At 53.5% G+C, this 23019-nt stretch carries 23 protein-coding genes; 12 read left to right on the top strand and 11 right to left on the bottom strand.

All coding sequences use genetic code 11. The features are described from left to right. Positions 1–32 precede the first annotated feature (32 nt). Positions 33–1754, top strand: coding sequence for a transcription termination factor Rho (rho, locus tag WJU22_RS06400; RefSeq protein WP_341842423.1), 1722 nt, complete (start codon positions 33–35; stop codon positions 1752–1754). A 72-nt stretch (positions 1755–1826) separates the two neighbouring features. On the opposite strand, the gene WJU22_RS06395 is transcribed toward rho, so the two are convergent. From WJU22_RS06395 to WJU22_RS06370, 6 genes are all read right to left on the bottom strand, one after another. Further along, on the bottom strand, positions 1827–2276 hold the full coding sequence (locus WJU22_RS06395; protein WP_341842422.1) for a hypothetical protein: 450 nt from the start codon (positions 2274–2276) through the stop codon (positions 1827–1829). Between the two features lie 358 nt (positions 2277–2634). Continuing rightward, positions 2635–2814, bottom strand: a complete 180-nt coding sequence (locus WJU22_RS06390; RefSeq protein WP_341842421.1) for a hypothetical protein — start codon at positions 2812–2814, stop codon at positions 2635–2637. Positions 2815–2941: 127 nt separating this feature from the next. Then, entirely contained in the window at positions 2942–3556 is a 615-nt protein-coding gene (locus WJU22_RS06385; protein ID WP_341842420.1) for an outer membrane beta-barrel protein, read from the bottom strand. 133 nt (positions 3557–3689) lie between these two features. After that, positions 3690–4298, bottom strand: coding sequence for a TetR/AcrR family transcriptional regulator (locus WJU22_RS06380; protein ID WP_341842419.1), 609 nt, complete (start codon positions 4296–4298; stop codon positions 3690–3692). A 284-nt stretch (positions 4299–4582) separates the two neighbouring features. Next, positions 4583–5557 carry a deoxyhypusine synthase family protein gene (locus WJU22_RS06375; protein WP_341842418.1) on the bottom strand — a complete coding sequence of 325 codons (975 nt, stop codon included), beginning with the start codon at positions 5555–5557 and terminating at the stop codon, positions 4583–4585. 174 nt (positions 5558–5731) lie between these two features. Next, positions 5732–6175, bottom strand: a complete 444-nt coding sequence (locus WJU22_RS06370; RefSeq protein WP_341842417.1) for a hypothetical protein — start codon at positions 6173–6175, stop codon at positions 5732–5734. Between the two features lie 417 nt (positions 6176–6592). Here WJU22_RS06370 and WJU22_RS06365 point away from each other — a divergent pair, with 417 nt between their 5' ends. The 6 genes from WJU22_RS06365 (at position 6593) to WJU22_RS06340 (ending at position 11548) form a co-directional block, all read left to right on the top strand. Next, positions 6593–7183, top strand: a complete 591-nt coding sequence (locus WJU22_RS06365) for an ACP phosphodiesterase (RefSeq protein ID WP_341842416.1) — start codon at positions 6593–6595, stop codon at positions 7181–7183. A gap of 54 nt (positions 7184–7237) precedes the next feature. After that, positions 7238–7867 (top strand): DUF2911 domain-containing protein, encoded by a 630-nt coding sequence (locus WJU22_RS06360; RefSeq protein ID WP_341842415.1) that lies wholly within the window; start codon positions 7238–7240, stop codon positions 7865–7867. A gap of 380 nt (positions 7868–8247) precedes the next feature. After that, entirely contained in the window at positions 8248–9387 is a 1140-nt protein-coding gene (locus WJU22_RS06355; protein ID WP_341842414.1) for a cystathionine gamma-synthase, read from the top strand. A 92-nt stretch (positions 9388–9479) separates the two neighbouring features. After that, the gene (locus WJU22_RS06350) at positions 9480–10259 is read left to right on the top strand and encodes a TIGR02757 family protein (RefSeq protein ID WP_341842413.1); all 780 of its coding nucleotides are present in this window, start codon (positions 9480–9482) and stop codon (positions 10257–10259) included. Between the two features lie 15 nt (positions 10260–10274). After that, a complete protein-coding gene (locus tag WJU22_RS06345; RefSeq protein ID WP_341842412.1) occupies positions 10275–11213 on the top strand; it encodes a DUF6263 family protein in 939 nt (312 codons plus the stop codon). Beyond that, positions 11213–11548 (top strand): hypothetical protein, encoded by a 336-nt coding sequence (locus WJU22_RS06340; protein WP_341842411.1) that lies wholly within the window; start codon positions 11213–11215, stop codon positions 11546–11548. The genes WJU22_RS06345 and WJU22_RS06340 overlap by 1 nt, the downstream gene beginning before the upstream one ends. A gap of 64 nt (positions 11549–11612) precedes the next feature. On the opposite strand, the gene WJU22_RS06335 is transcribed toward WJU22_RS06340, so the two are convergent. The 3 genes from WJU22_RS06335 to WJU22_RS06325 form a co-directional block, all read right to left on the bottom strand. Beyond that, positions 11613–12275: a sterol desaturase family protein gene (locus tag WJU22_RS06335; protein WP_341842410.1), complete on the bottom strand. Its 663-nt coding sequence runs from the start codon at positions 12273–12275 to the stop codon at positions 11613–11615. 66 nt (positions 12276–12341) lie between these two features. Continuing rightward, the gene (locus WJU22_RS06330; RefSeq protein ID WP_341842409.1) at positions 12342–12983 is read right to left on the bottom strand and encodes a polysaccharide deacetylase family protein; all 642 of its coding nucleotides are present in this window, start codon (positions 12981–12983) and stop codon (positions 12342–12344) included. Beyond that, entirely contained in the window at positions 12929–14275 is a 1347-nt protein-coding gene (locus WJU22_RS06325) for a serine hydrolase (protein ID WP_341842408.1), read from the bottom strand. Before WJU22_RS06325 ends, WJU22_RS06330 begins: the two co-directional genes overlap by 55 nt. A gap of 56 nt (positions 14276–14331) precedes the next feature. On the opposite strand from WJU22_RS06325, the gene WJU22_RS06320 reads away from it, so the two are divergent. Beyond that, on the top strand, positions 14332–15348 hold the full coding sequence (locus WJU22_RS06320; protein WP_341842407.1) for a fumarylacetoacetate hydrolase family protein: 1017 nt from the start codon (positions 14332–14334) through the stop codon (positions 15346–15348). Positions 15349–15357: 9 nt separating this feature from the next. Then, the gene (locus tag WJU22_RS06315) at positions 15358–16245 is read left to right on the top strand and encodes a flavin reductase family protein (RefSeq protein WP_341842406.1); all 888 of its coding nucleotides are present in this window, start codon (positions 15358–15360) and stop codon (positions 16243–16245) included. Between the two features lie 73 nt (positions 16246–16318). Here the strand turns inward: WJU22_RS06315 and WJU22_RS06310 are convergent, their stop codons facing one another. Together WJU22_RS06310 and WJU22_RS06305 are read right to left on the bottom strand one after the other, a co-directional pair. Beyond that, positions 16319–17056, bottom strand: coding sequence for a DUF4197 domain-containing protein (locus WJU22_RS06310; RefSeq protein WP_341842405.1), 738 nt, complete (start codon positions 17054–17056; stop codon positions 16319–16321). Positions 17057–17080: 24 nt separating this feature from the next. Continuing rightward, positions 17081–17908, bottom strand: a complete 828-nt coding sequence (locus WJU22_RS06305; protein WP_341842404.1) for a universal stress protein — start codon at positions 17906–17908, stop codon at positions 17081–17083. 198 nt (positions 17909–18106) lie between these two features. Between WJU22_RS06305 and lysS the strand changes: the two genes are divergently transcribed. The 3 genes from lysS (at position 18107) to WJU22_RS06290 (ending at position 22531) form a co-directional block, all read left to right on the top strand. Beyond that, positions 18107–19645 (top strand): lysine--tRNA ligase, encoded by a 1539-nt coding sequence (gene lysS / locus WJU22_RS06300; protein ID WP_341842403.1) that lies wholly within the window; start codon positions 18107–18109, stop codon positions 19643–19645. 148 nt (positions 19646–19793) lie between these two features. Beyond that, positions 19794–20174 (top strand): hypothetical protein, encoded by a 381-nt coding sequence (locus WJU22_RS06295; protein WP_341842402.1) that lies wholly within the window; start codon positions 19794–19796, stop codon positions 20172–20174. 230 nt (positions 20175–20404) lie between these two features. After that, on the top strand, positions 20405–22531 hold the full coding sequence (locus WJU22_RS06290) for a S9 family peptidase (protein WP_341842401.1): 2127 nt from the start codon (positions 20405–20407) through the stop codon (positions 22529–22531). Positions 22532–23019: the final 488 nt, after the last annotated feature.

Genomic DNA, 23019 nt, shown 5'->3' with positions numbered 1-23019 from the left:
CCTTACGACACTTCTAAATTTTACAAAAACAGATGATGTACGACATCTTACAACTGAACGACATGCTCGTTCCTGAACTACTTGACATCGCCGAGAAGCTGGAAATTCCCAACGCAAAGAAACTGGACAAGCAAACACTCATTTATAAAATACTCGATAAACAAGCCGTGATAGCCTCAGAAGATAAGCCAGGTAACGGAGATGAAAAGAAAGTGAGGAAGAGGAAACCGGTAGGAACGAAAAAAGACGAACCCGCCCCGGCCCCCGCTCCTCAGAAATCCGCTCCCCACCCCGAAGAAGAAGACGAAAAACCCGCCGCCAAGAAAAGCCGAAAAGCCGCCACCGCAAAAGTTTCCAAATCAGAAGACGAAGAAGAGATCAAAGCCCCTCCGGCTAAACGCAAGATCGATATCGACCTCGACATTCCGTCTTTGACGTTCGATGACGACGACGACATCGTGCTGCCCGCGCTTACCGAAGAGGAAGAAGAACCGGCCATCATTCCGGAAGAAGAAGCGGAAGACGACTTCGTGACCGTAGCGGAACCCGTTGCGCCCATCAAGCCGCAACCCGTGGCCAACAATCCGCAACAGCAACAACATAAATACCCGAAAAAAGAACCGGTATTCAATATCGAGTTCGACGGCGTGATCCTCTCCGAAGGCGTCCTGGAAATGATGCCCGACGGTTACGGCTTCCTACGCTCTTCCGATTACAACTACCTCAGTTCCCCCGACGATATTTACGTTTCTCCCAGCCAGATCAAGCTTTTCGGCCTCAAAACGGGCGACACCGTTCGCGGCTCCGTTCGTCCGCCGAAAGAAGGCGAGAAATACTTCGCCCTGCTGAAAGTGGAAACCATCAACGGCAAAACACCCGAAGAAGTGCGCGACCGCGTGCCTTTCGACTACCTGACGCCGCTGTTCCCCTTCGAGAAACTGCATCTCACCACTACGTCCAACAACTACTCCACCCGTATCATGGACCTCTTCACGCCCATCGGTAAAGGCCAGCGCGGTCTTATCGTGGCGCAGCCGAAAGTAGGTAAAACCATGCTGCTGAAAGAAGTTGCCAACGCCATCGCCACCAACCACCCCGAGATCTATCTCATGGTAGTGCTCATCGATGAACGCCCCGAGGAGGTGACCGATATGGAACGCTCCGTGAAAGCGGAAGTGATCGCCTCTACGTTCGACGAGCCCGCCGAAAAACACGTGAAAGTTTCCGCTATCGCCCTGCAGAAAGCGAAACGCCTCGTGGAATGCGGGCACGATGTAGTGATCCTGCTCGATTCGCTCACCCGTCTCGCCCGTGCCCACAATACCGTGGCCCCCGCTTCCGGCAAGGTGCTCTCCGGTGGTGTGGAAGCGAACGCAATGCAGAAACCCAAACAGTTCTTCGGCGCCGCCCGTAAAATCGAAAACGGCGGTTCCCTCACCATCCTGGCTACCGCGCTGATCGACACCGGCTCCAAAATGGACGAGGTGATCTTCGAGGAATTCAAAGGTACCGGTAACATGGAGCTCGCGCTGGACCGCCGCCTGGCCAACCGCCGCGTATTCCCGGCCATCGACGTTACGGCATCGTCTACCCGCCGCGACGATCTCCTGCTGGAAAAAGACGTGCTCCAGAAAGTATACATCCTCCGCAATCACCTGGCAGACATGAACACAGAAGAATCCATGAACTTCATGCTCCAGCACATGCGCGGAACACGTAACAACGAAGAATTCCTGATCACTATGAACAGATAGGAGAACAGGTTTAAAGGATAACGAAAAAGGGCCGGTACCACGAGGTATCGGCCCTTTTTAACTTTAGCCTGATCAATAGTTTTGGCAACTAACATCGTAAGTAAAACAATCGACGTACGTTGTAATACTCACCGTAGGGATGCCGCCGGGGCCTTCCAGGTATTCCGCGCTTTGGAAAATTGTTCCGTCCCATTCCTTCATGGTCAGCAGACCATAATTCGTGGTAGCGCTCGCCGGCATGAGCTGAAAGTCTATCCTGTAATGGGTTCCGGTGTGCAGGATGGCTGGGAGCAACACCGACGTGGTGCCTGACGGGATGTTGTAGATCTCCACAGGGTAGACGTTATCCAAATCCGTTATGGTGACTTTTTTAATAAACGGCTCGTTCACGCCGTGCGAAGGGTTTAGTATGCGAAGATATCCGCCACAACGGGCTGCGGTAGTTGTAGAAGCCGCATTGGGCAACCGGAAGGATGTGAGCAACAACATGAAGCTGAAAAATACCAGGGAAATTGATTTCATAGAATCGCTGTTTATTGGATGATGAATTGAGTGTTTCTGTACGCGCAAGGGTTATGGTTTCCGAAAATAAAAAAAGAGACTGCAACATGCAGTCTCTTTTCCCTTTTTACACTGATTTCCGTTTATCGATGCGGGTATGCTATGGTAATGTCGGTGTGCGTCGCTTCTTCCATCGGGCCGTGCGGAGGGCGCGGCGGTGCCGGTGGTGTGGGCGGTTTGCCATGATGATGACGCGGCGGTTTCGGCGGGGTTGGCGGCCGGGGCACCGCGCACGATGCGGCAAACATGATGGTTGCCAGTGCAATGACTCCTCCGGTTTTCCAATTCCTTTTCATATCCCTACATTTTTAATTGCTCATTAGTGCTTGTGCTTTTTTTGCTGGCCCGGCGCGAAGGGTTTGGCGGATTTGGTGCCGTAAACTTTCTTCGCCTGGCCGGGAGGCATGCCGTGCGGGTGACTGTGGCGTTCTACCACACAACTGCCGAACATCAATGTGCCGGCCAATGCAAAAAGCAGGTGTACTCGGTTAAATTTCATAGCTGGTTAAAATTAATCTATGCTTGTAATGCAAGTAGCAAGCCAAAATTCTCAACAAGCGTAAAAAATGAGAAAAGGCGTTGTCTCTGAGAGACAACGCCTTTATAAAAAACGCTAATATCAAGTATTAGAACAGGAAGGAAGCACCAACTGTAAAGTTCCTGATAAAGTTGAAATCGAACTCGCTTCTCTTTGTTTTTACTCCACCAACTTCAGCTTTGTCAGTCAGGTTTTCGTAGGAAATACCGCCGAGGTTACCTTCCAGCATCAGGTGCTTACCTACCAGGTAAGAGATACCAGGCATGAGGTTAGCTTTAATACCAGTGGTTTTGAAGGTCTTTACGTCGTTTACTTCTGTGCTACCGAAACCATAAGAAACATTCGCTTCGCTTGTGAAGTATACTTTGGAATCAGCAATCTGGCAATAGTTACGTACGAATACGCCAGGAGCAATGAAGTTGTCTTTGTCTTTGGTTTCCAGGGAACCTACTTCTTTTTTAGTAGAACCGAAGGTACCGTCTACGAATACACCTACCATCCATTTGTCGCTAAGTGCGTAACCAGCTTTAGGGCTCAGCGTAATGTCGGAAACAGTAGTTTTGTTGTCAGCACCGTCAACTTTCACGGTGTTGGATTTGAAACCGAGGGTACCACCTACCAGGAAGTTACCTTTCTGCACCTGAGCTTTGGCGAATTGGGTTCCGAACAGGGCCAGTGCGGCCATAACGATCATCTTTTTCATCTGTCGTACAATTTTGAGTTTAATATGTCAATGATTGAATCGCTTAATTCATGTTTCTACATACATGTCTAGCAATCGGGGAGGAAAGCAGGTTTCGGTCGAATAAAATGGTTTTCGGATATAGTTTTCCGGGTTATCGCAAACCGTTGAAGAAAATGGTTAACACACTTCTTTCGCGGTTCATGAATTCTTTTATATTGTCTGCGTTTTGAAGGTCGAAATCCGCGGCCTGCCACTTGCACCAGTTGATCCAGAATCCGAACAACACCTGTACAAGTAAATCGGCCGTATAGGCAGGATCATGTTTTTCCGAAACTTCACCCAGTTCGATCCCTTTCCGGATCCAGCTGGAGATGAAGCAGATTTCCGACTGGTGGACCATTTCCCCGATCTGCCGCATAAGGCTGCTCGGTTTGTCGCTCACCCACATGTGAATGCCGAACAGGAAATGATATTCCAGTAAAATCCTTTCTTTTACCGACAGGTAGCGGTCCAGCACCTCACTCACGGAAACCGCCGTTTCGAGGAAGCTGCTGATATCCTTGAAGCTCCCGCTCACGATCCGTTCCACAACCGCCACATAAATGCGCTCCTTGTCGGAAAAATAATAATACAAAGATCCTTTGCTGATCTCCAAATCCTTCGCGATTTCGTCCATAGTCGTTTTGGCCAGGCCAAAGCGTTTGAACCGCTTCAGCGCCGCCTCCAGTATCGCTTCCCTCTTTTGATCCTGTTCGGCCATTGTTGGACTTTGCAAAACCGCGTTTGACTTTTTGACTTTGCGGGTCAAATGTAGGAAGTTTTTGGAACCTGCAAAAAAAAATTCTGCCTGATTTTAAAGAACTACAAAAATTGTGAATATGTAACACAATTGCTCCGCAAACATAAAGAAATATTTAATATTTCGCATATGTATCTTGAAAGATTTTGTTAAAACGGCAGCGTAGGGAGTTTCGGGGCTTCGGGGTCGGGTATTCGGGGAAAAAAGGAGGCCGCATCAGGCGGCCTCCACGGAAAAATATTTGCTTACCAGCCGAGCAGGTAGGCGAAGATGAGCGGCGCCACGATCGTAGCATCCGACTCAACGATGAACTTCGGCGTATTGATATCCAGCTTGCCCCAGGTGATCTTCTCATTGGGAACAGCGCCGGAATAGGAACCGTAGGAAGTGGTGGAATCGGAAATCTGGCAGAAATAGCTCCAGAACGGAACGTCTGTCCACTCAAGGTCCTGGTACATCATGGGCACCACGCAAATGGGGAAATCGCCCGCGATGCCGCCACCGATCTGGAAGAAGCCTACGCCCTTGCCAGCGGAGTTATTGCGGTACCAGTCGCTCAACCAAACCATATATTCGATGCCGCTCTTCATGGTGGAAGCTTTCAGCTCGCCTTTGATCACGTAGGAAGCGAAGATGTTGCCCATGGTGCTGTCTTCCCAACCAGGAACGATGATGGGAATGTTCTTTTCAGCGGCGGCCAGCATCCAGCTGTTTTTCGGGTCGATCTCGTAGTTTTCCTTCATCACACCGCTCAGCAGCAGTTTATACATGTATTCGTGCGGGAAATAACGCTCGCCGGCGGCTTCCGCATCTTTCCAGATTTTATGGATGTGCTGCTGGATGCGGCGGAATGCTTCTTCTTCAGGGATGCAGGTATCGGTTACCCGGTTGAAGCCCTGCTCCAGGAGGTCCCACTCTTCCTGCGGGCTCAGGTCGCGGTAATTAGGCACGCGCTTGTAGTGCGTATGGGCCACGAGGTTCATGATATCTTCCTCGAGGTTGGCGCCTGTACAGGAAATGATATCGACCTTTCCGGCACGGATCATTTCCGCGAATGAAATCCCCAGTTCAGCGGTGCTCATCGCGCCCGCCAGGGTTACCATCATCTTGCCGCCCTCCAGCAAATGCGTCTCATATCCTTTTGCTGCATCTACCAGTGCCGCCGCATTGAAGTGGCGGTAATGATGCTGGATAAATTGTGAAACAGGTCCTTTAGTCATTACAGTACGTGTTTTACTTGTGTATACAAGCCGCAAAGGTACACTTTTCAAGGGCACAAAATGTCAAAAAGATCATAAAACCACCGCCCCGATCCATTGGGGGCCAGGCACAAAAAAACCGTCCTGGCGTTACCCGGGACGGTCATACTGACTGAAACTAAAACTAAAACTCGGTTATGCTTTCTGCAATTTCTTCAGGCGGGTGAGGTTACCGTCGGAATCGGATTTCAGCACCGTCCAATGCGTGTCGCTTTCCAGGGTCACAACATAAGTGGTGAAGCCGTCTGCTTCATATTCCACGATGTTGTTGATCTTCTGGTCGGGATACTTTTTCATGAGGCGGGTGATCACGTTCAGCGGCAGGTCTGCATCGTCGATATAACGGCTTGTGGCCAGCAGGTTGCCTTCGCGGTCGTAATGTGCGGTCACTTTCCGGGCGTGCAAGGTGAACTTGGCCACATACTTGTCGGCGGTCGTGTACCAGGACACGCTTTCGGCGGTAGCGAACTCCTTCTTGAAGGATTCCAGCACTTTTTTGTTGTCAATGGTTTCGTCGAAGGCAAAAGCGCCCGTCGCGAACACGGTTACCAGGGTCAGAATGGCGATAATCTTTTTCATGGCGGAAAAATTTTAATCAGGATTTAAAATGTTTTAGAATGCGGTGTGTGATTTGATGCTGTAAAATTAGTGCGGGCCTTAGCGGTTGACAAGGGAATAGTTATGATTGGCACGCCCATGTGAAGCCTATGTTATGTCCGTTACAACGCATACGTAAAACGCCTGGTTACCGCAGTGCGAAACCCGCTGCGGCAGCGGGGTTGAGCGGAAAGAGGAAATGTTGCACGCGCCGGGGTTAAGACTTTGTTAAAGTGATCGGGCGGTGACGACCGGCAGTGGCTGGAAAAGCTTTTCCGAAATCGGACAGCGTGTCGCGGAAGCGGACGGTGCGGGGAATAATACCTATCTTCGGAGGAGCGGAAACGCTTGATTGTCGTGCTTTTGCCGTTTATCTGTGTGAAATGCCGCTTGTATCGTATGAATTATCTCGCACACGCATATTTATCTTTTCATGATCCGGATATTACGGCCGGACAGTTGATCGCCGACTTCGTGAAGGGGAAAAAGACGGAAGATTACCCGGCGCCCCTTCGCAAAGGGATCGTGCTCCACCGTGCGCTCGACGATTACACCGATCATCACCCCGCCTCCAAAACGGCCCGGGAGCTCTTCCGCCCCAGTTCCGGCCTTTACGGCGGCGTGTTCCTCGACGTGGTGTACGACCATTTCCTGGCCAACGACCCGCAGCGGTTCTCCCTCCCCACGCTCGCCCGGTTCGCGGAAGACACCTATGCCGCGGTGAGCGAACGCCTCCCGCAGCTGCCCCCCGCGTTCCGCCAGATGTTCTCGTTCATGCAGTCGCAGAACTGGTTATATCATTACCATGAGCGCATCTCCATCTTCCGCAGCTTCGGCGGCATCGTGCGCCGCTCCAAATATTACCCGCACCCGGCAGACGTGCCCTACGGCGTGTTCAACGACCATTACGCAGCCCTCCGCGACTGCTACAACGCCTTCATCCCCGACGCCGAAAACTTTATGAAATCTCTCACATCTGAACTTTCCTGATTTTCGGAAAAACACGTAGGTTTGGGGCCGAATTCAACCTATCATTCAAAGTATATGAATACGCTCAAATCTCTGCTCGTTATAGCCGGCCTCGCCGTTTGCAGCATCGCCGGCGCTCAGGACCGTAAAATGCCGCCGGTAGACCCCAGTCCCATGGACATGGCCTATTACCCTGTCATGTACCCCTACGTGTGCAAGGTGAAAGGCGAGCCCGGAGCACTGGTGGCCAGGGCCATTTTCAGCCGTCCGCAGAAAAAAGGCCGCCCCATCTTCGGGAACCTCGTGGAATACGGTAAAGTTTGGCGCCTCGGGGCCAACGAAGCCACGGAAGTGGAGTTTTTCCGCCCGGTGAACATCGGCGGCAAATCCGTTCCCAAAGGCCGGTATACCATTTACGCCATCCCCAGCGAAACCAAATGGACGGTCATCCTGAATAAACAGACCGACATCTGGGGCGCCTATAAATATGAGCCTCAAATGGATGTAGTGCGCACGGAGGTGCCGGTGATCGCTTCCCCCGAAGAGATCGAAGCGTTCAGCATGGTGTTCGAAAAGGCGGCTTATGGCGCCAATCTGCTCATGGGGTGGGACAAAACCCAGGTTTCCCTGCCCATCCGCTGGTCGGATTCCAGGGTGGTGGCTTCGGCAGACAAACCGAAAACCGGCAAGCCCGGCCGTAAATAAATCTCCGGAAATCAACGATATGCAAAAAGGCAGCGGGTACGCTGCCTTTTTTTATGACTACAGTTTGAAACATGGGGTCTAAAGAAAAAAGCGGTAAGAATACCGCCTTCAGAAAATTTTAACCATATCCTATGAAAAACCTGAGTTAAAATTATCGGAAATCTTCATACATCCCACCGCATTCTAGTGAACGCGTGCTTTTATCTCGTAAGCGATGGAAATGGGCGGGCGTAGTTCGGATAAGTGTTCAAAAATCCCCCAAATCCGCACTGCGGCACGATTTCAGCGGAAACGGGATAGCACGTACGTGTAATATCGGGCCGGAATGTTGGGGCGGTTAAATTCGTTAACTTTGGTATTCCCATAAAATACAGCAAAACATGAAGTTAGGTACAAAGCTGATCCATGCGGGCGTTGAGCCGGACCCGTCTACCGGGGCCATTATGACGCCGATCTTCCAGACGTCCACCTATGTGCAGGCGGCGCCGGGCGATCATAAGGGCTACGAGTACGCCCGTACGCAGAACCCCACCCGCGACGCCCTCCAGAAAGCATTGGCAGCCATTGAGAACGGCAACCACGGGATCTGTTTCGGCAGCGGCCTCGCGGCCACGGATGCCATCATGAAACTCCTCGCCCCGGGCGATGAAGTGGTGGCTTCCAGCGACTTGTACGGCGGCACCTTCCGGATTTTCACCAAAGTTTTCGCCAAATACGGGATCAGGTTCCATTTCGTGGATTTGCAGGACGCTGCCCAATTGAAACAGCACCTGAATGCCGCCACGAAGCTCGTGTGGATCGAGACGCCCACCAATCCCATGCTCAATATCATCGACATCGCCGCCTGTTCCGCCATCGCGAAGGAAAAGGGCGTGCTGCTGGCGGTCGACAATACCTTCGCATCGCCGTACCTCCAGAACCCGCTGGACCTGGGGGCCGATATCGTGGTGCATTCCGCCACCAAATACCTCGGCGGGCATAGCGACGTGGTGCATGGTGCGGTGATCGTGAAAGACGACGCGCTCGCCCAGCAGCTGGCCTTCATCCAGAACAGTTGCGGCGCCGTGCCGGGGCCGCAGGATTGCTTCCTGGTGCTCCGCGGCATCAAGACGCTTCATGTCCGCATGCAGCGCCATTGCGAGAACGGCGAGGCCGTGGCCCGCTTCCTGCGGGCGCATCCGAAAGTGGACAAGGTGTACTGGTGCGGGTTCGAAGATCATCCCAACCACGGCATCGCCAAAAAGCAGATGCGCGGTTTCGGCGGCATGATCTCTTTTACGTTGAAAGACGATAGTATGGACGCGGCCCTCAGGGTTTTGAGCGGTACCCACCTTTTTTCGCTGGCCGAATCGCTGGGCGGCGTGGAGAGCCTCATCGGGCATCCGGCGTCGATGACGCATGCGTCTATCCCGCGCGAGGAGCGGCTGAAGAACGGTTTGACGGACTCGCTGATCCGGTTGAGCGTAGGTATCGAAGATGTGGAAGACCTGGTGGCCGATTTGAAAAAAGCGATCGGCTGATTGGATTGTTGCGTCAATCTGCTTACTTTTAGCGCATTACACCTACATGCCTCCCGTTCTTGCAAAGGGCCGGGGGCATTTTTCCATATGCTATGACCATGAAGTTCCAGCAACTGAAAGAATTTTTGGATGCCAAAGCGGAGCATTACGACCAGCCGGGATTTATCGCCGGCGACCCGGTGAGCATCCCACACCGGTTCACCAAGCTCCAGGACATTGAGATCGCGGGACTTTTCGCGGCCATTCTGGCCTGGGGGAACCGTACCACCATCATCAACAAGTGCACCGAGTTGATGGGGCTGTTTGACAATGCTCCGTACGATTACATCGTAAACCACGAACCACGGGACCGGATGAAGCTCATGCATTTCCGGCACCGCACGTTCAACGGGCTGGATTTGCTCTATTTCACAGAGTTCCTCCAGCACTACTATTCCAACGTCACTTCCCTGGAATTCGCCTTCAGCGGCTACCTCCAGCCGGAAGACACCAACATCGAGAACGCCCTCACCGGCTTCCAGAAGATGTTTTTCGCCATGGAGCACCCCGACCGCACCCGCAAGCACGTTTCCACCCCCGCGCGCAACAGCGCCTGCAAAAGGCTGAACATGTACCTGCGGTGGATGGTCAGGCAAGACAAAAATGGCGTGGATTTTGGACTATGGAAGCAAATTTCGCCGTCGCAACTCGTGTGCCCGGTAGATATTCACGTGAGCCGCGTGGCAGCAAGGCTCGGCCTCATCCAGAGCGCAGACGCGAACTGGAAAACGGCCCTGGAGCTCACCAGCCAGCTGCGGCTCATGGATCCCGCAGACCCCGTGAAATACGATTTCGCGCTGTTCGGCCTCGGGGTCATCGAAAAATACGTTTGATCAAAGTACGAGATAATGAAGAAACTCACCGGACTGGTAGCGATGTGCTGCCTCGCTTTATCCCTCTCCGCGCAGGATTATGTGGAGCTGAACTACAACTTGAAGACGGGTAGCGAATTTACGCTCAACCAGGAAAGCCGCAGTGAAACTTACATGACGGTACAGGAAGTGGTGCAACGGACAACCCGCGATTACAATAATAAAATGTCCATCAAAGTCACGGACGCCGCGCCCGGACGGTTCACCATGCATTGGTCTTACACCGATATCAAATTCAACTTCAACGCCAAAAACCAGAATATTTACGTAGACGCCAAAACCGACCATCCCGACGAGCCCCTGCAAGGCGCCCTCAAGCTCATGCTCAATCAACCCTTTACCGTTGAGATCCAGGGCAATGGCACCATCAACAAGGTAGAAGGGCTCGACCAGCTCATGGAAAAAGCCGCGGAAGCTTTCGCCAAGCTGAAATCGGACGAGCGCGACGCGTATAAAAAACTCCTGAAAGACCAGTTCGGCACAGATGCATTCCGCGGATGGCTGGAGCAACTGCTCGTCATTTACCCCGTTCACGGTATCAAGAACGGTACCCAGTGGGAAGAAAGCGTTCCGCTGCGCGGGGGGCTCAAAGGCCGGGTAGACCTCTACTGGAACCTTCAGCATTGGGACGGGCAAACGGCCAAGGTCAATTCCGAAGGCAATATCAAAACCGACCGGGTAGAAACCTTCACCATTGAAGACGGTATCCAGGCCACCGCCGCCATCGAAGGGAAGCTCGTCACCAATTACCTCATCCTCCGCGAAAGCGGTTTCCCCAGCATCGCCGTGCAAAACACGGAAATGAACGGTAAATACGTCTATCTCGCCAATCGCAAAAAGCAATTGAAAAAAGACCTGACGGTGCCGGTAAGAATCGTGACGAACGCATCCTACAAGATCAAGCAGGTAAAATAATGGAACAGAAGTACCTGGAAGCCACAGGGTCCTGGCTGCAGGAAAACGCCGGCATCCAGCTGCCTTCCGCATTTTCCCTCGAAGACCTCGAACAGGCCCTCGCGGCGCAGATCGAGATGCTGGTGGAAAGGGATTTCCAGCAATTCGTTCTTCTGCTCTACCAGGTAGACGTGTCGGAAAGAAAGGTGAAAGACATCCTCGCTTCTCAAAATTACCCGGACGTGTACCGGTCTATCGCCCGGCTGATCATCGACCGGCAAACAGAAAAGATCATTTCCCGCGAAACGTACCGCCAGCCACCCGATCCGCATGCCAGCGAAGAAGAAAAATGGTAAAACGAATATACACGCGAACGGCTCCGGAATCCCCGGAGCCGTTCGCTATTTCAGTTGTATCGTGTCACTTTTCGAACATGAGCGATTTCACTTTGTCTTTATCTTCCTTCTCCTTTTCCAGGTCGAAGAAAGTCCCGAAAACGCGGTCCCAGAAAGCGGAGCTCACCCCGAACCCTTTTTCCTCGCTTTTGTAATGATGCAGGTGATGATTGCGCCAGAGCGGCTTCATGAACCGGAACGGCGGGTTCCAGGCGTGGATGGCGTAATGCATGCTGCCGTACATCAGGTAGCCAAGCAGGAAACCGGGGAAAAACATGAACGTGTATTGCCGCAGGAAGATATACTGCGCCCCGAAGATCAGTGAGGCCAATATCAAGCTGGGCACCGGCGGCATGAAGAGCCGCTGCTTGTCGCGCGGGTACTCGTGATGGTTACCATGCAGCACATAAATGAACCGCGTCATCCGCGGACTGTCCGATATCATATGAAAAATGAACCGGTGCATGATATACTCGAAAAACGACCAGAAGAACATAGCTCCGAAAAATATCAGCGCGATGCGGCCAATGCTGAAGCCCAACGTATCGTAACTGTAAAACAGCGAATATCCGATCAGCGGAAGGTACATCCCCCAGATCACGAGGGGGTGGGTTTTGGTCAGCATTTCCAGATACCGGCTTTCAAAAAGTCTTGCCTGTCCTTTATTCTTGATCTTCTCAAACTTCATGACTCCCAAATTTTAATTAAACCATTTAGTTAATCAGTAACAGGAGTAGGGAACTAAATGTTTTGGTCATTGTCTGGGCAACAACCGGGGCACAACCACCAATTCGTAATCTTTCAGCTGCAAATATCGGATCAATTTACGCAATTGAAAATAAAATTTATCGGGCCGCCGGGTGTCCGTTCCTGCGTGCAAAAGGAGCAAAAACCCGTCCAAACCACCCGGATGGCCGGCTTCATATTCCACGATGGATGCATAAATCCGGTCGCTGGAAACGTAGGATTTACCCATCTCGGGGTAGGTATAATCGGCATTGGAGCGCGTTCCCGGGGTAAAATTGACGAGTTGCATCCCCAGATCGTTCGTCCACTGCACAATGGTATCGTTGTACCATTCATACGGCGGCAGGAAGAAATGCGGTTCCGGAATCCCCAGGCGCGCCATGGCGCGGAGGTTCATGTCGAGATCGGATTCGAATTGGGGCCGGGTAACGAGGAGACTGTCGCGCTTCTTCCAGTCGCAGTACAGCAGGTGCCGCCCGGAATGGGGGCCCAGGTAATTCCCGTCGGCCTGCAGGCGGGCGACCAGCGGCGCGAAGGCGGGATTTTCATAAAATTCGCCCGTAAAAAAGAACGAGCCCTTCACCCCCAGGCTTTTCAGCGTTTCCGCGATATGTATCCCGCCATCTGCAAACTCATGTGCGGTAAACACGAGCGCCAGCCGCATTTTCGTTGTATCGCCCCGCGTGATGGCTTTTGGTTTTTCGCCCAATCCGGCCACGGACTCCCGGAATTTCGAGAGGTCGGGCCGGTGAAGGGGTGATGTTCCAGCGTGTAGTTGTACAGGATATCCCCCACTTCGCGGAAGAATGGGTATCCCACTTCCTCGTATTCGTATTTGCCATCGTTCAGCACGCCGTCGCGGTTCACGTAAATGTTCCCGGAAACCATGAATTCGACATCGTTTTTAAAGTCTGCGAAGTACGCCACATCGGTCAGGTAGCCGTAACTCCAGCCCGTTTTATTGAATACGCGGATGTGGTCGGGAATTTTCCGGCGGCCGTCTTTGAAGCGGAAAAACTTGGTGTAGCTGTCGAAAAATTCGGCGGTATCGTATCGTGGATGATCGCTTTCGGAGGGCAATGCTGCCATCCAGCGGTATAAAAACCGGTAATCTTCTTCCTGGAGATCGAATTTCCCTTTGCCGGCGCTTTCGGGGAAGATCACGGACCGGAGGAGGCGGTGCAGGTCTTCCAGCGGGAAATAATTATGTTTCGTAAAATCCATGGGAGCATGGATGAGGCTGTCGTTTTTGTCCCAATGCGAATGGCCTTCCATTACCTGTTTACTGTAATCGAAAGGCGACGGATTGTAGGCTGCCGGCTGGTTGTAGATCGTTTCGCCGTTTTGCGTGAAGCGCACGGGATTGGTGTGGCGGTTCTCTTCTTCGCTCATGGGAACGAAGCGCCGTACGATGCGCACATCCTTGTAACCCTTTGCCCGCAGCTGATCGTGGAGGTATTGCTGGCCGAGGAATTCGTACAGCCGGTTGTAGGCGTCGTTATCGGAGACGAGGAATATTTTCTTGATGTATTGGGCGATGGAAGGGAGGCCGTTGGCGGCGGATGTGTCCGTCAGCACCCGGGTTTGCCCGCTCCAGGCGCTGTCTGTGAGCATGGGCGTCCATTTCCAGATGCCCAGTTTCCGCAATTTTTCCAGCGCGAGGAAGGCCAGCGGCATTTTGACGGTAGACGCGGGATTGAAATACCGATCGCGGTCGGTCTGGAAATGCCAGTCGCGGAACTGCGGCTTGCCGGAAGCGTTGCGGGTGATGGTGGTGAAGATCAGCTGAACGTGGAACGAGTCCGGATTACCGAGCACATGCCGCAATTGCGGGGAAGCGCGTTGGAACAGGAGATCGCGCAAAGGCGCGTCTGTCCGGCCTTGCGCGGCCGCACTGCTGCAATAGCACAGCAAAAGGCAGAAAAGGAACGATCTTGGCATATCTTAAAGCTATAAAAATCCGATATATTTGGCGGCAGAACACCAAAACGTATTTCATGAAACTCGTTACCTATGTACGGGAAGACGTTGACCAGCTGGCCATGCTCGTTAACGGCACCCTGTACAATATGCAGGACCTCCATCCCGAATTGCCTTCCACGATGCATATGTTTTTGCAGATGTGGGAAGAGGTGATCGACCTGGCCACGGCGATAGACGCCCGGCTGAAGGAAGGTCATTCTCCGCGCTCCAACGTTCACGGCGTGCCGTTTGCCGGCGTGCAGCTCCTGGCGCCGGTGCCTTTCCCGACCAGTTGCCGCGACGGGTACGCGTTCCGCCAGCATGTGGCCGCGGCGAGGAGGAACCGGAAGGTAGACATGATCCCCGAGTTCGATCAATATCCCATCTTCTATTTCACCAATCACAACGCCATCCAGGGTCCCGGCGATATTTTCTGCATGCCAGACCATTTCGACAAACTCGATTTCGAGCTGGAAGCCGCTGTCGTGATCTGTAAGCGCGGCCGTAACATCACCGCCGCGGAGGCCGACGATTACATCGGTGGATACATGATCATGAACGACATGAGCGCCCGCACCCTGCAGATGGAAGAAATGAAGCTCAACCTCGGGCCCGCCAAGGGCAAGGATTTCAGCACCGTCATCGGCCCCATGCTCGTTACGCCCGATGAGCTGGCCCCCTATCTCATCCCCGCCAAAAACGGCCATACCGGCAACAACTTCAACCTCCGCATGCGCTGCCGCGTAAACGGCGTGCAGGTAAGCGACGGCAATATGGGCGATATGGACTGGACGTTCGCCGAGATCATCGAGCGTTGCGCGTATGGGGCAGACATCCTTCCCGGAGACGTGATCGGCAGCGGCACCGTAGGCACAGGTTGCTTCCTGGAGCTCAACGGCACCGGCAAGCTCAACGATCCCAATTACCCCGAACAATGGCTGCAACCCGGCGACGTGGTAGAAATGGAAATCGATGGATTGGGTATTTTGACGAACACCATCGTGGCGGAGGAAACTGAATTTTCCATCCTGTCTTTAAAGAAAAATATTTAACCGCACGGAATGAGAGTAGATCCCTCGGAAGTCAAAACCTCCGCATTGCACGCGTACCTCCTGGGTGCGGTGGCGCCGCGCCCGATTTGCTTCGCCAGCACGGTGGATGCAGACGGGCAGCCGAACTTAAGCCCCTTCAGCTTCTTCAACGTATTCGGCTCCAACCCGCCCACGCTCGTGTTCTCACCTTCCCGCCGCGTGCGCGACAACACCGTCAAGCACACCCTGGAAAACATTTACGCCACCCGCGAAGTGGTGATCAACGTCGTGAGCTATGCCATGGTCCAGCAAACCTCGCTGTCCAGCTGCGAATATCCCCGCGGAACGGACGAGTTCGTGAAAGCCGGCTTCACACCACTGCCTTCTGAAAAAGTGAAACCTTTCCGCGTAGCGGAAAGCCCCGTCCAGATGGAATGTAAGGTGAGAGATATCATCGAGACCGGCACCGGTGGCGGCGCGGGCAATCTCGTTATCTGCGAGCCCGTTCTCCTCCACGTCAACGAAAACATTCTCGACACCACCGGAAAAATCGATCCGCAGAAGATCGATCTCGTGGCGCGCATGGGGGCCGATTATTATTGCCGCGCCTCCGGCACGGCGGTGTTCGAAGTAGCCAAACCCAATACCCAACTGGGTATCGGGGTAGATGCGCTGCCGCCCGCCATCCGCAACAGCCACATCCTCACCGGCAATAATCTCGGGCAACTGGGCAACGTGGAAACCCTCCCGCCGGTAGACCCCGCCTTTGCCGACGAGCACCTCACCAACATCATCCAGTATTTTTCCATCAATCCCGAAGAAATGGAAAAAGAACTGCACCGCTACGCCAAACAGCTCCTCGATTCCCGCAAGGTAACCGAAGCCTGGCAGGTGCTGCTCGCGGGAAACCTTCACTGACAAAGGATCTCCACAAATAAAAAGCGGTCCCGGCATTACCGGGACCGCTTTTCTTTATTAAAAATTCCGTGATTTAAGATTTACCGCCGAACACTTTTTTCAGCAGCTCGGAAGTGCGCGCTGCAGGATTGTTGCGGATCGCGGCCTCTTCCTTGCCGATCTGGTCGAACAGGGCGCTAACCGCCTTGTTGGTCACGTATCCTTTCAGATCGGGATCGAGTTTGGTGAAGGAAGTGGGGAGGCTGTTGTATTTGGTGACGATATCGCCATAATATTTGGTGGCCATGGTCTGGTTCAGCGCCGAATCGATCACGGGCGAAAATGCAGCTACGAGGCTGGCGGTCGTTTTCTCCTTGAAGAAGTTGGTAGCGGAGTTTTGTCCACCGGTAACGAGTTTCAGCGCGTCGGTGATGGTCATTTGCTTGATGGCGTTCACGAAGATCGGGGCGGCGAAGCCTACGGCGTTTTCGGCCGAGCGGTTGATCTGGAGGATCGCTTTGTCGACCAGGCTGCCCATTCCGATGCTGCGGAGTGTTTTTTCGGCTTTCAGCGCGTCGGGCGGGAGGAGCACTTTGTAGAGCTGGTTCCCGAAGAAACCGTCTTGTTTGTTGAGGAGGCCGATGCCTTTGAGGACGCCTTTTTCCAGCGCTTCCTTGATGCCGCCGGCGGCTTCGTTTTCAGTTACATTGCTGCCGGTGGAAGATGTGCTGCCGGAATTGAGGACGTTGCCCACTTTCTTGAGGATCTGGGCATTGGCCGTGGTGTGGAGGACGAGGGCGCCCGCCGCGATAAGGATGGTACGTTTTAACATGTTGCGGTTGTTTTGTACAGGGTGCTATTCATGGATAGACAAAAGCGGAACATGCGTCTGGAACGCGATCCGCGAAGTATTGCTGCGTTTGAATATGCTGTCGAACAGGCCGTGTTTTTTCGGGATGATGAGCAGCAGGTCGGCCTGCAGCCCCTGCGCGAAATCCGTAACGGCTTCCGGCACGTTGGGCCGGTCGATGAAATGATATTGCGGGTTATAGTCGTGCAGCATGTTGTCCAGTTCCTGGTTTTCTTCCGGGCGGATGTGCTCGCGGCCTTCTTTCTGGATGTTTACGACATGCAGTTCCGGCTTGAAGATATCGAGGAAGCGGAGGAGCGGCTCGCGGCGGGTGGTTTTGGCCACTTTGCGGAGATCGCAGGCGAACACGACTTTTTTAACGGGCTTGAAGGCAGAGCCTGTGGGTACCACGATCACGGGGTAGGCGGAGGTTTTCACGACGTCGACGGTGTTGGAGCCGACGAGGATTTCTTCCAGCTGGCTGCCGCCGGTGATGCCCATTACGACAACGTCTGCCAGTTCTTCGCGGCAAACCTGGTCGATATTGGCGGCGAGGAGGTGATTATCTGCGCGGATATCGAGGGTGATATTGGCCGGGACCATCGGTTTGAGCTGGGTCTGCATGTTGCGGAGCCCTTCCATGCTGGATTCCCGGAGGTCGTCCATATTGACGATGGGCACGGCGGTGGGGAGGTCCGGAATGGGGACGATCAGTTCGTAGGCGTGGTAGAGCACGATGCGGGTGGCGCCCGTCTGGCCGGCGAGGCCGATGGCGTATCTGGCCGCATTGTAAGCCGTTTCCGAAAAATCCGTTGGTACGATGATGGTTTTCATGCCGGGTCAATTTTGTCTGGTTTAAAGGTACGCAATAACCGCACCAATCGCTGACATGAAATCATAAATAAATTATAAAAACACACCATGCGGGGCCGTTGGGAAGGGATGCGGCAAATGCGGCCGAAATCGATTATTTTTGCGGTCTCGTAATGCCGGGGGATCGTTGTCCCCCACAAAACAGTACTAATCACGACAATGAGCGTAACTACCCAACAACAGCTTTCGGAACAGGAAATTATCCGCCGCGACAAGCTGAAAGAGCTGCAAAATCTGGGGATCGACCCGTATCCCGCCGCGGAATACCCGGTGAACGCGTATTCCACAGATATCAAGGCCGGTTATTCGGAAGAAACGAAAGACCAATACCAGGAAGTTTGCCTGGCTGGCCGTATTATGAGCACCCGCGACATGGGCAAGGCGAATTTCGCCGTACTGCAAGACAGCAAGGGTAGGATCCAATTGTATATAAAGCGGGACGATATTTGTCCCGGAGAAGATAAAACCCTTTACGACACCGTTTGGAAGAAACTGACCGATATCGGCGATTTCATCGGCGTGAAAGGCTACGCTTTCGTGACCAAAACCGGCGAAACCTCCGTGCATGTGAAAGAGCTGACCATTTTGGCGAAGGCGCTCCGCCCGCTGCCGGTGGTGAAAGTGAAAGACGGGGAAGCGTTCGACGAGGTGACCGATCCCGAGTTCAAGTATCGTCAGCGTTACGCCGACCTGGTGATCAATCCTGACGTGAAGGAAGTTTTCATCAAGCGTACCCGCCTGATGCAGACGATCCGGGAATTCTACAATGCCATGGGGTACCTGGAGGTGGAAACGCCCATCCTGCAAGCCATCCCCGGCGGCGCCGCCGCGCGCCCCTTTATCACGCACCACAATGCGCTCGATATGCCGCTGTACCTCCGCATCGCCAACGAACTGTACCTGAAAAGGCTCATCGTAGGCGGCTTCGAAGGCGTGTACGAATTCGCGAAAGATTTCCGGAACGAAGGGATGGACCGTACCCACAACCCCGAATTCACCGTAATGGAAATGTACGCCGCGTACAAGGACTATAACTGGATGATGGACACCACCGAGCAACTGCTCGAAAAAGTAGCCACGAACGTGAACGGCACTACGAAAGTAACCGTGGGCGAGCGGGACATCGACTTCAAAGCCCCCTATCCCCGCGTTCCCATCTACGAAGCCATCCGCCAGCACACCGGATTCGATGTTTCTGAAATGGACGAGGCCGGCATCCGCGAGGTTTGCAAACAACTCGGCATCCACGCCGATCCCAACCATGGCAAAGGCAAACTGATCGACGAAATCTTCGGCGAGAAATGCGAGCACCATTACGTGCAGCCCACTTTCATCACCGATTACCCCGTCGAAATGAGCCCGCTTACCAAGCGCCACCGCAGCAAAGCAGGCGTGGTAGAGCGTTTCGAACTGATCTGCAACGGCAAGGAAATCGCCAACGCCTACTCCGAGCTCAACGACCCCATCGATCAGCGGCAGCGTTTCGAAGACCAGGTTGCCCTCATGGAACGTGGAGACGATGAAGCCATGTACATCGACTACGACTTCCTCCGCGCCCTCGAATACGGCATGCCCCCCACCTCCGGGATCGGTATCGGCATCGACCGTTTGACGATGCTCATGACCAACCAGCCTTCCATCCAGGACGTGCTGTTCTTCCCGCAGATGCGGCCGGAAAAGGTACAAACCGCCGAATAACGGAATGATTTTCAATAGCGAGCCCGGCACCTGTGGTGCCGGGCTCTTTTTTATTGTGGAAATCCCCCCAAAAAGGGAAAGGGATGTCAGCAGGTGCGTTCGTTGAACAAAAGCCGGGCGGCATCGTTAAGTTGTAAACCCTTTGCTCATGCGTATCCACATACCCACGTTCGTAGCCGTAGTCGTATTCGCCCTTGTCTGGATCTTCTTCGGCATCGCCCATCTCGTCAATGCAAAAGCCCTTAGTCCACTGGTAGCCCGCATTCCCGGGGGCGTTTTCTGGATCTATTTCACCGGGGCAGCCATGATCCTCGCCGGTTTCGCCATCATCCTCAACAAATGGGCGAAAACCGCCTGTTACTTCCTGGCACTCATGCTTTTCATTTTCATCCTCGTCATCCACCTCCCTTCACTCGTTCGCGGTGAGTTTGCCGCGCCCGTCAACATCCTCAAAGACCTCGGCTTCATTGCCGCATCCATCATCATCGGCAACATCCGGAACCATATCAGGCAACTGGGCCAGCTGTAGACATAACCGGCCCGTTGCCTGACGACCATATCCTATGAAAAACCATACGGTAAGGTACGCGCCAGGCCCACGCCACTGCAGCTCCATTTCACGGACGCGCGGTTCTGCCGCATGACCGGTCGTTTTCTGTAAACCGCCGGTATAATTGATTGTCATAATTGATAATTGATCTTTATTTTCGCTCCACTCCGGGAATTCCGGATTTGAACCTGTCAAAAATTATGAGAAATATGCATAAGTCCATTCCGGCATGGACAGCCGGCCTGTGCATCATGGCCGCTTTGCCAACTTTCGCCCAGGAGAAAAAAACGTTAAGTTTCGACCAGATCTTCACCAAACCCGTTTCCATCACCGAACCGCTGCCCGGCGTTAGAGGCTGGGCCGATAAAGGGCATTACATCGAAATGCGCAGCGGCAAGCAGGTAGCTGTTGACGTGAAATCCGGCACCGCTACGCCTTACACACCGCCGCCCGCCACCGGCAGCACCGTGAGCGTGAAGGAAAACGACATTTACCTCCAGCGGCCAGACGGCAGCGCGCCCATCCGCCTCACCACCACCGAAGCGGAAGAAAAGAACCCCACCCTTTCGCCCGACGAAAAATACGTGGCCTTCACGCGCAACAACAACCTGTTCGCCATCGAAGTAGCCACCCAGAAAGAAATCCAGTATACTACCGACGGGTCAGACGTTATCTACAACGGCTGGGCTTCCTGGGTGTATTATGAAGAAATCCTCGGCCGCCCGTCGCGCTACCGCGCTTTCTGGTGGAGCCCGGACAGCCGGAAGATCGCGTTCATGCGGTTCGACGATTCCCGCGTGCCCGTGTTCCCCATCTACAGCGAAAAAGGCCAGCACGGCTACCTCGAGAACACGCGCTATCCCAAAGCCGGCGATCCCAACCCGGAAGTTCGCCTCGCCATCGTTCCCGTAACCGGCGGCAACATCACCTGGGCCGATTTCAATGAGAAAGACGACCAGTATTTCGGCCAGCCCTTCTGGACGCCCGACGGCAGCACCCTCTGGGCCCAGTGGATGCCCCGCGAACAGAACCAGCTTTTCCTCTACGCCATTGACTCCCAGACCGGGGCCAAGAAAGTAGTGTACCAGGAACAGCAGAAAACCTGGATCGACTGGTTTACCGATATCTATTTCCTGGCTAACAGCAAAGGGTTCATCGTGAAAAGCGACCGCTCCGGCTGGGACCACCTTTACCTGCATAACATGGACGGCAGCCTGAACAAACAGCTGACCTCCGGTAACTGGCGGGTGAAAGATCTGTTGCAGATCAACGAAAAGAAAGGCGCCATTTACTTTACGGCCCGGAAGGAAGCTACTACCCGGTACGACCTTTACAAAGCCGATCTGAAAGGCGGAGCGCCCCAGCGCCTCACTTTCGGCGAGTTCAGCCACGATGTGAAGCTGGCGCCCGAGGGCGACTGGTTCGTGACTACCTACAGCAACCTGAACACCCCTCCGCGGATGGCCCTCGTGTCTGACAAAGGCAAGGTAGCCCGCGAACTGGGGAACGCCCGCGGCGCAACGTACGATAGCTACAAGCTCGCGCCTACCGAGCTGAAAACCTACAAAACCCGCGACGGCCTGGAACTGCCTATCACCATTATCTGGCCCTTCAACATGGAGCCCGGTAAAAAATATCCCGTGCTGATCTCCATTTACGGCGGTCCGGACGCCGGAACGATCTATGATACCTACCGGCCCAATATGCCGGGGCAATGGTTTGCGCAGGAAGGGCTCATCCAGGTGGTGATAGACAACCGCGCGGCGGGGCACCTCGGCAAAGTGGGCATGAACTACATCCACCGCCAGCTCGGCAAATACGAAATCGAAGATTATATGGACGCCGCCCGCTGGCTGGCCACCCAGCCCGGTGTGGACGCTTCCCGCATGGGCATTACCGGCGGCAGCTTCGGCGGATATATGACGTGTATGGCGCTGACCTATGGGGCAGACGTGTTCACCCACGGTATCGCGAATTTCAGCGTTACCGACTGGCAACTGTACGACAGCCACTATACCGAGCGGTATATGGACCTTCCGAAAGACAATAAAGAAGGCTACAAGATAACTTCCGTTATGACCCATGCCGAGAAGTACAAGGGCTTGCTGCGCGTGGTGCATGGTACGATGGACGATAACGTGCATTTGCAGAACTCGGTCCAGCTGGTGGATAAGTTCGAAGACCTCGGGAAGCATTTCGAGTTTATGGTGTACCCTGGCGAGCGACATGGCTGGGGCGGGCCGAAATCGACGCATTCCCGCAACGAGAACTACCGTTTCTATTACCAGAACCTGCTGCAAAAGCCGCTGCCTGATTTTTTCAAGGGCACGAATTGAAGCGCGGGCGATAAACGCATGAAAAATGGCCGTCCTTTACCGGGACGGCCATTTTTCTTTATAGGCAATGAAACGGGACAACCACGGCTGTTTATCCGTAAGCTGGCGTTCTAAATATCAATAGTGGGAAAGTGAAGCTGGGGAGAAGGTTTCGTTGAGGTAGGGGCAAAAAAACAGGGCTGCAAGAATACAGCCCCGAAAAATTTTAACCATATCTTTATTGAAAAACCTGTTACAAATTTCCATAATTTAGAAACAACTCCAATCTGCAAACTAGCGAACGCTATATTTTTTCCAGTAAACGTATAGAAAATCCCCCTGAACGATGAGAGCAGTGAGCGAAAAACCCTGGCATCGTACAACCAGCGTATGCTACGCGAATATCAATCAGTGATTATTTATATATGATGTTATAACGGCGAATTTGCCCGGAATGGCGCGTGGGGAAAAGAAAAAAGGCGGTAAGAATACCGCCCTTGTAATAATTT

The organism is Chitinophaga caseinilytica (assembly GCF_038396765.1).
GTDB classification, from domain to species: Bacteria; Bacteroidota; Bacteroidia; order Chitinophagales; family Chitinophagaceae; genus Chitinophaga; species Chitinophaga caseinilytica.
Note: the sequence above shows the minus strand (reverse complement) of the source record. Positions and strands in the feature narration are given on the sequence as shown.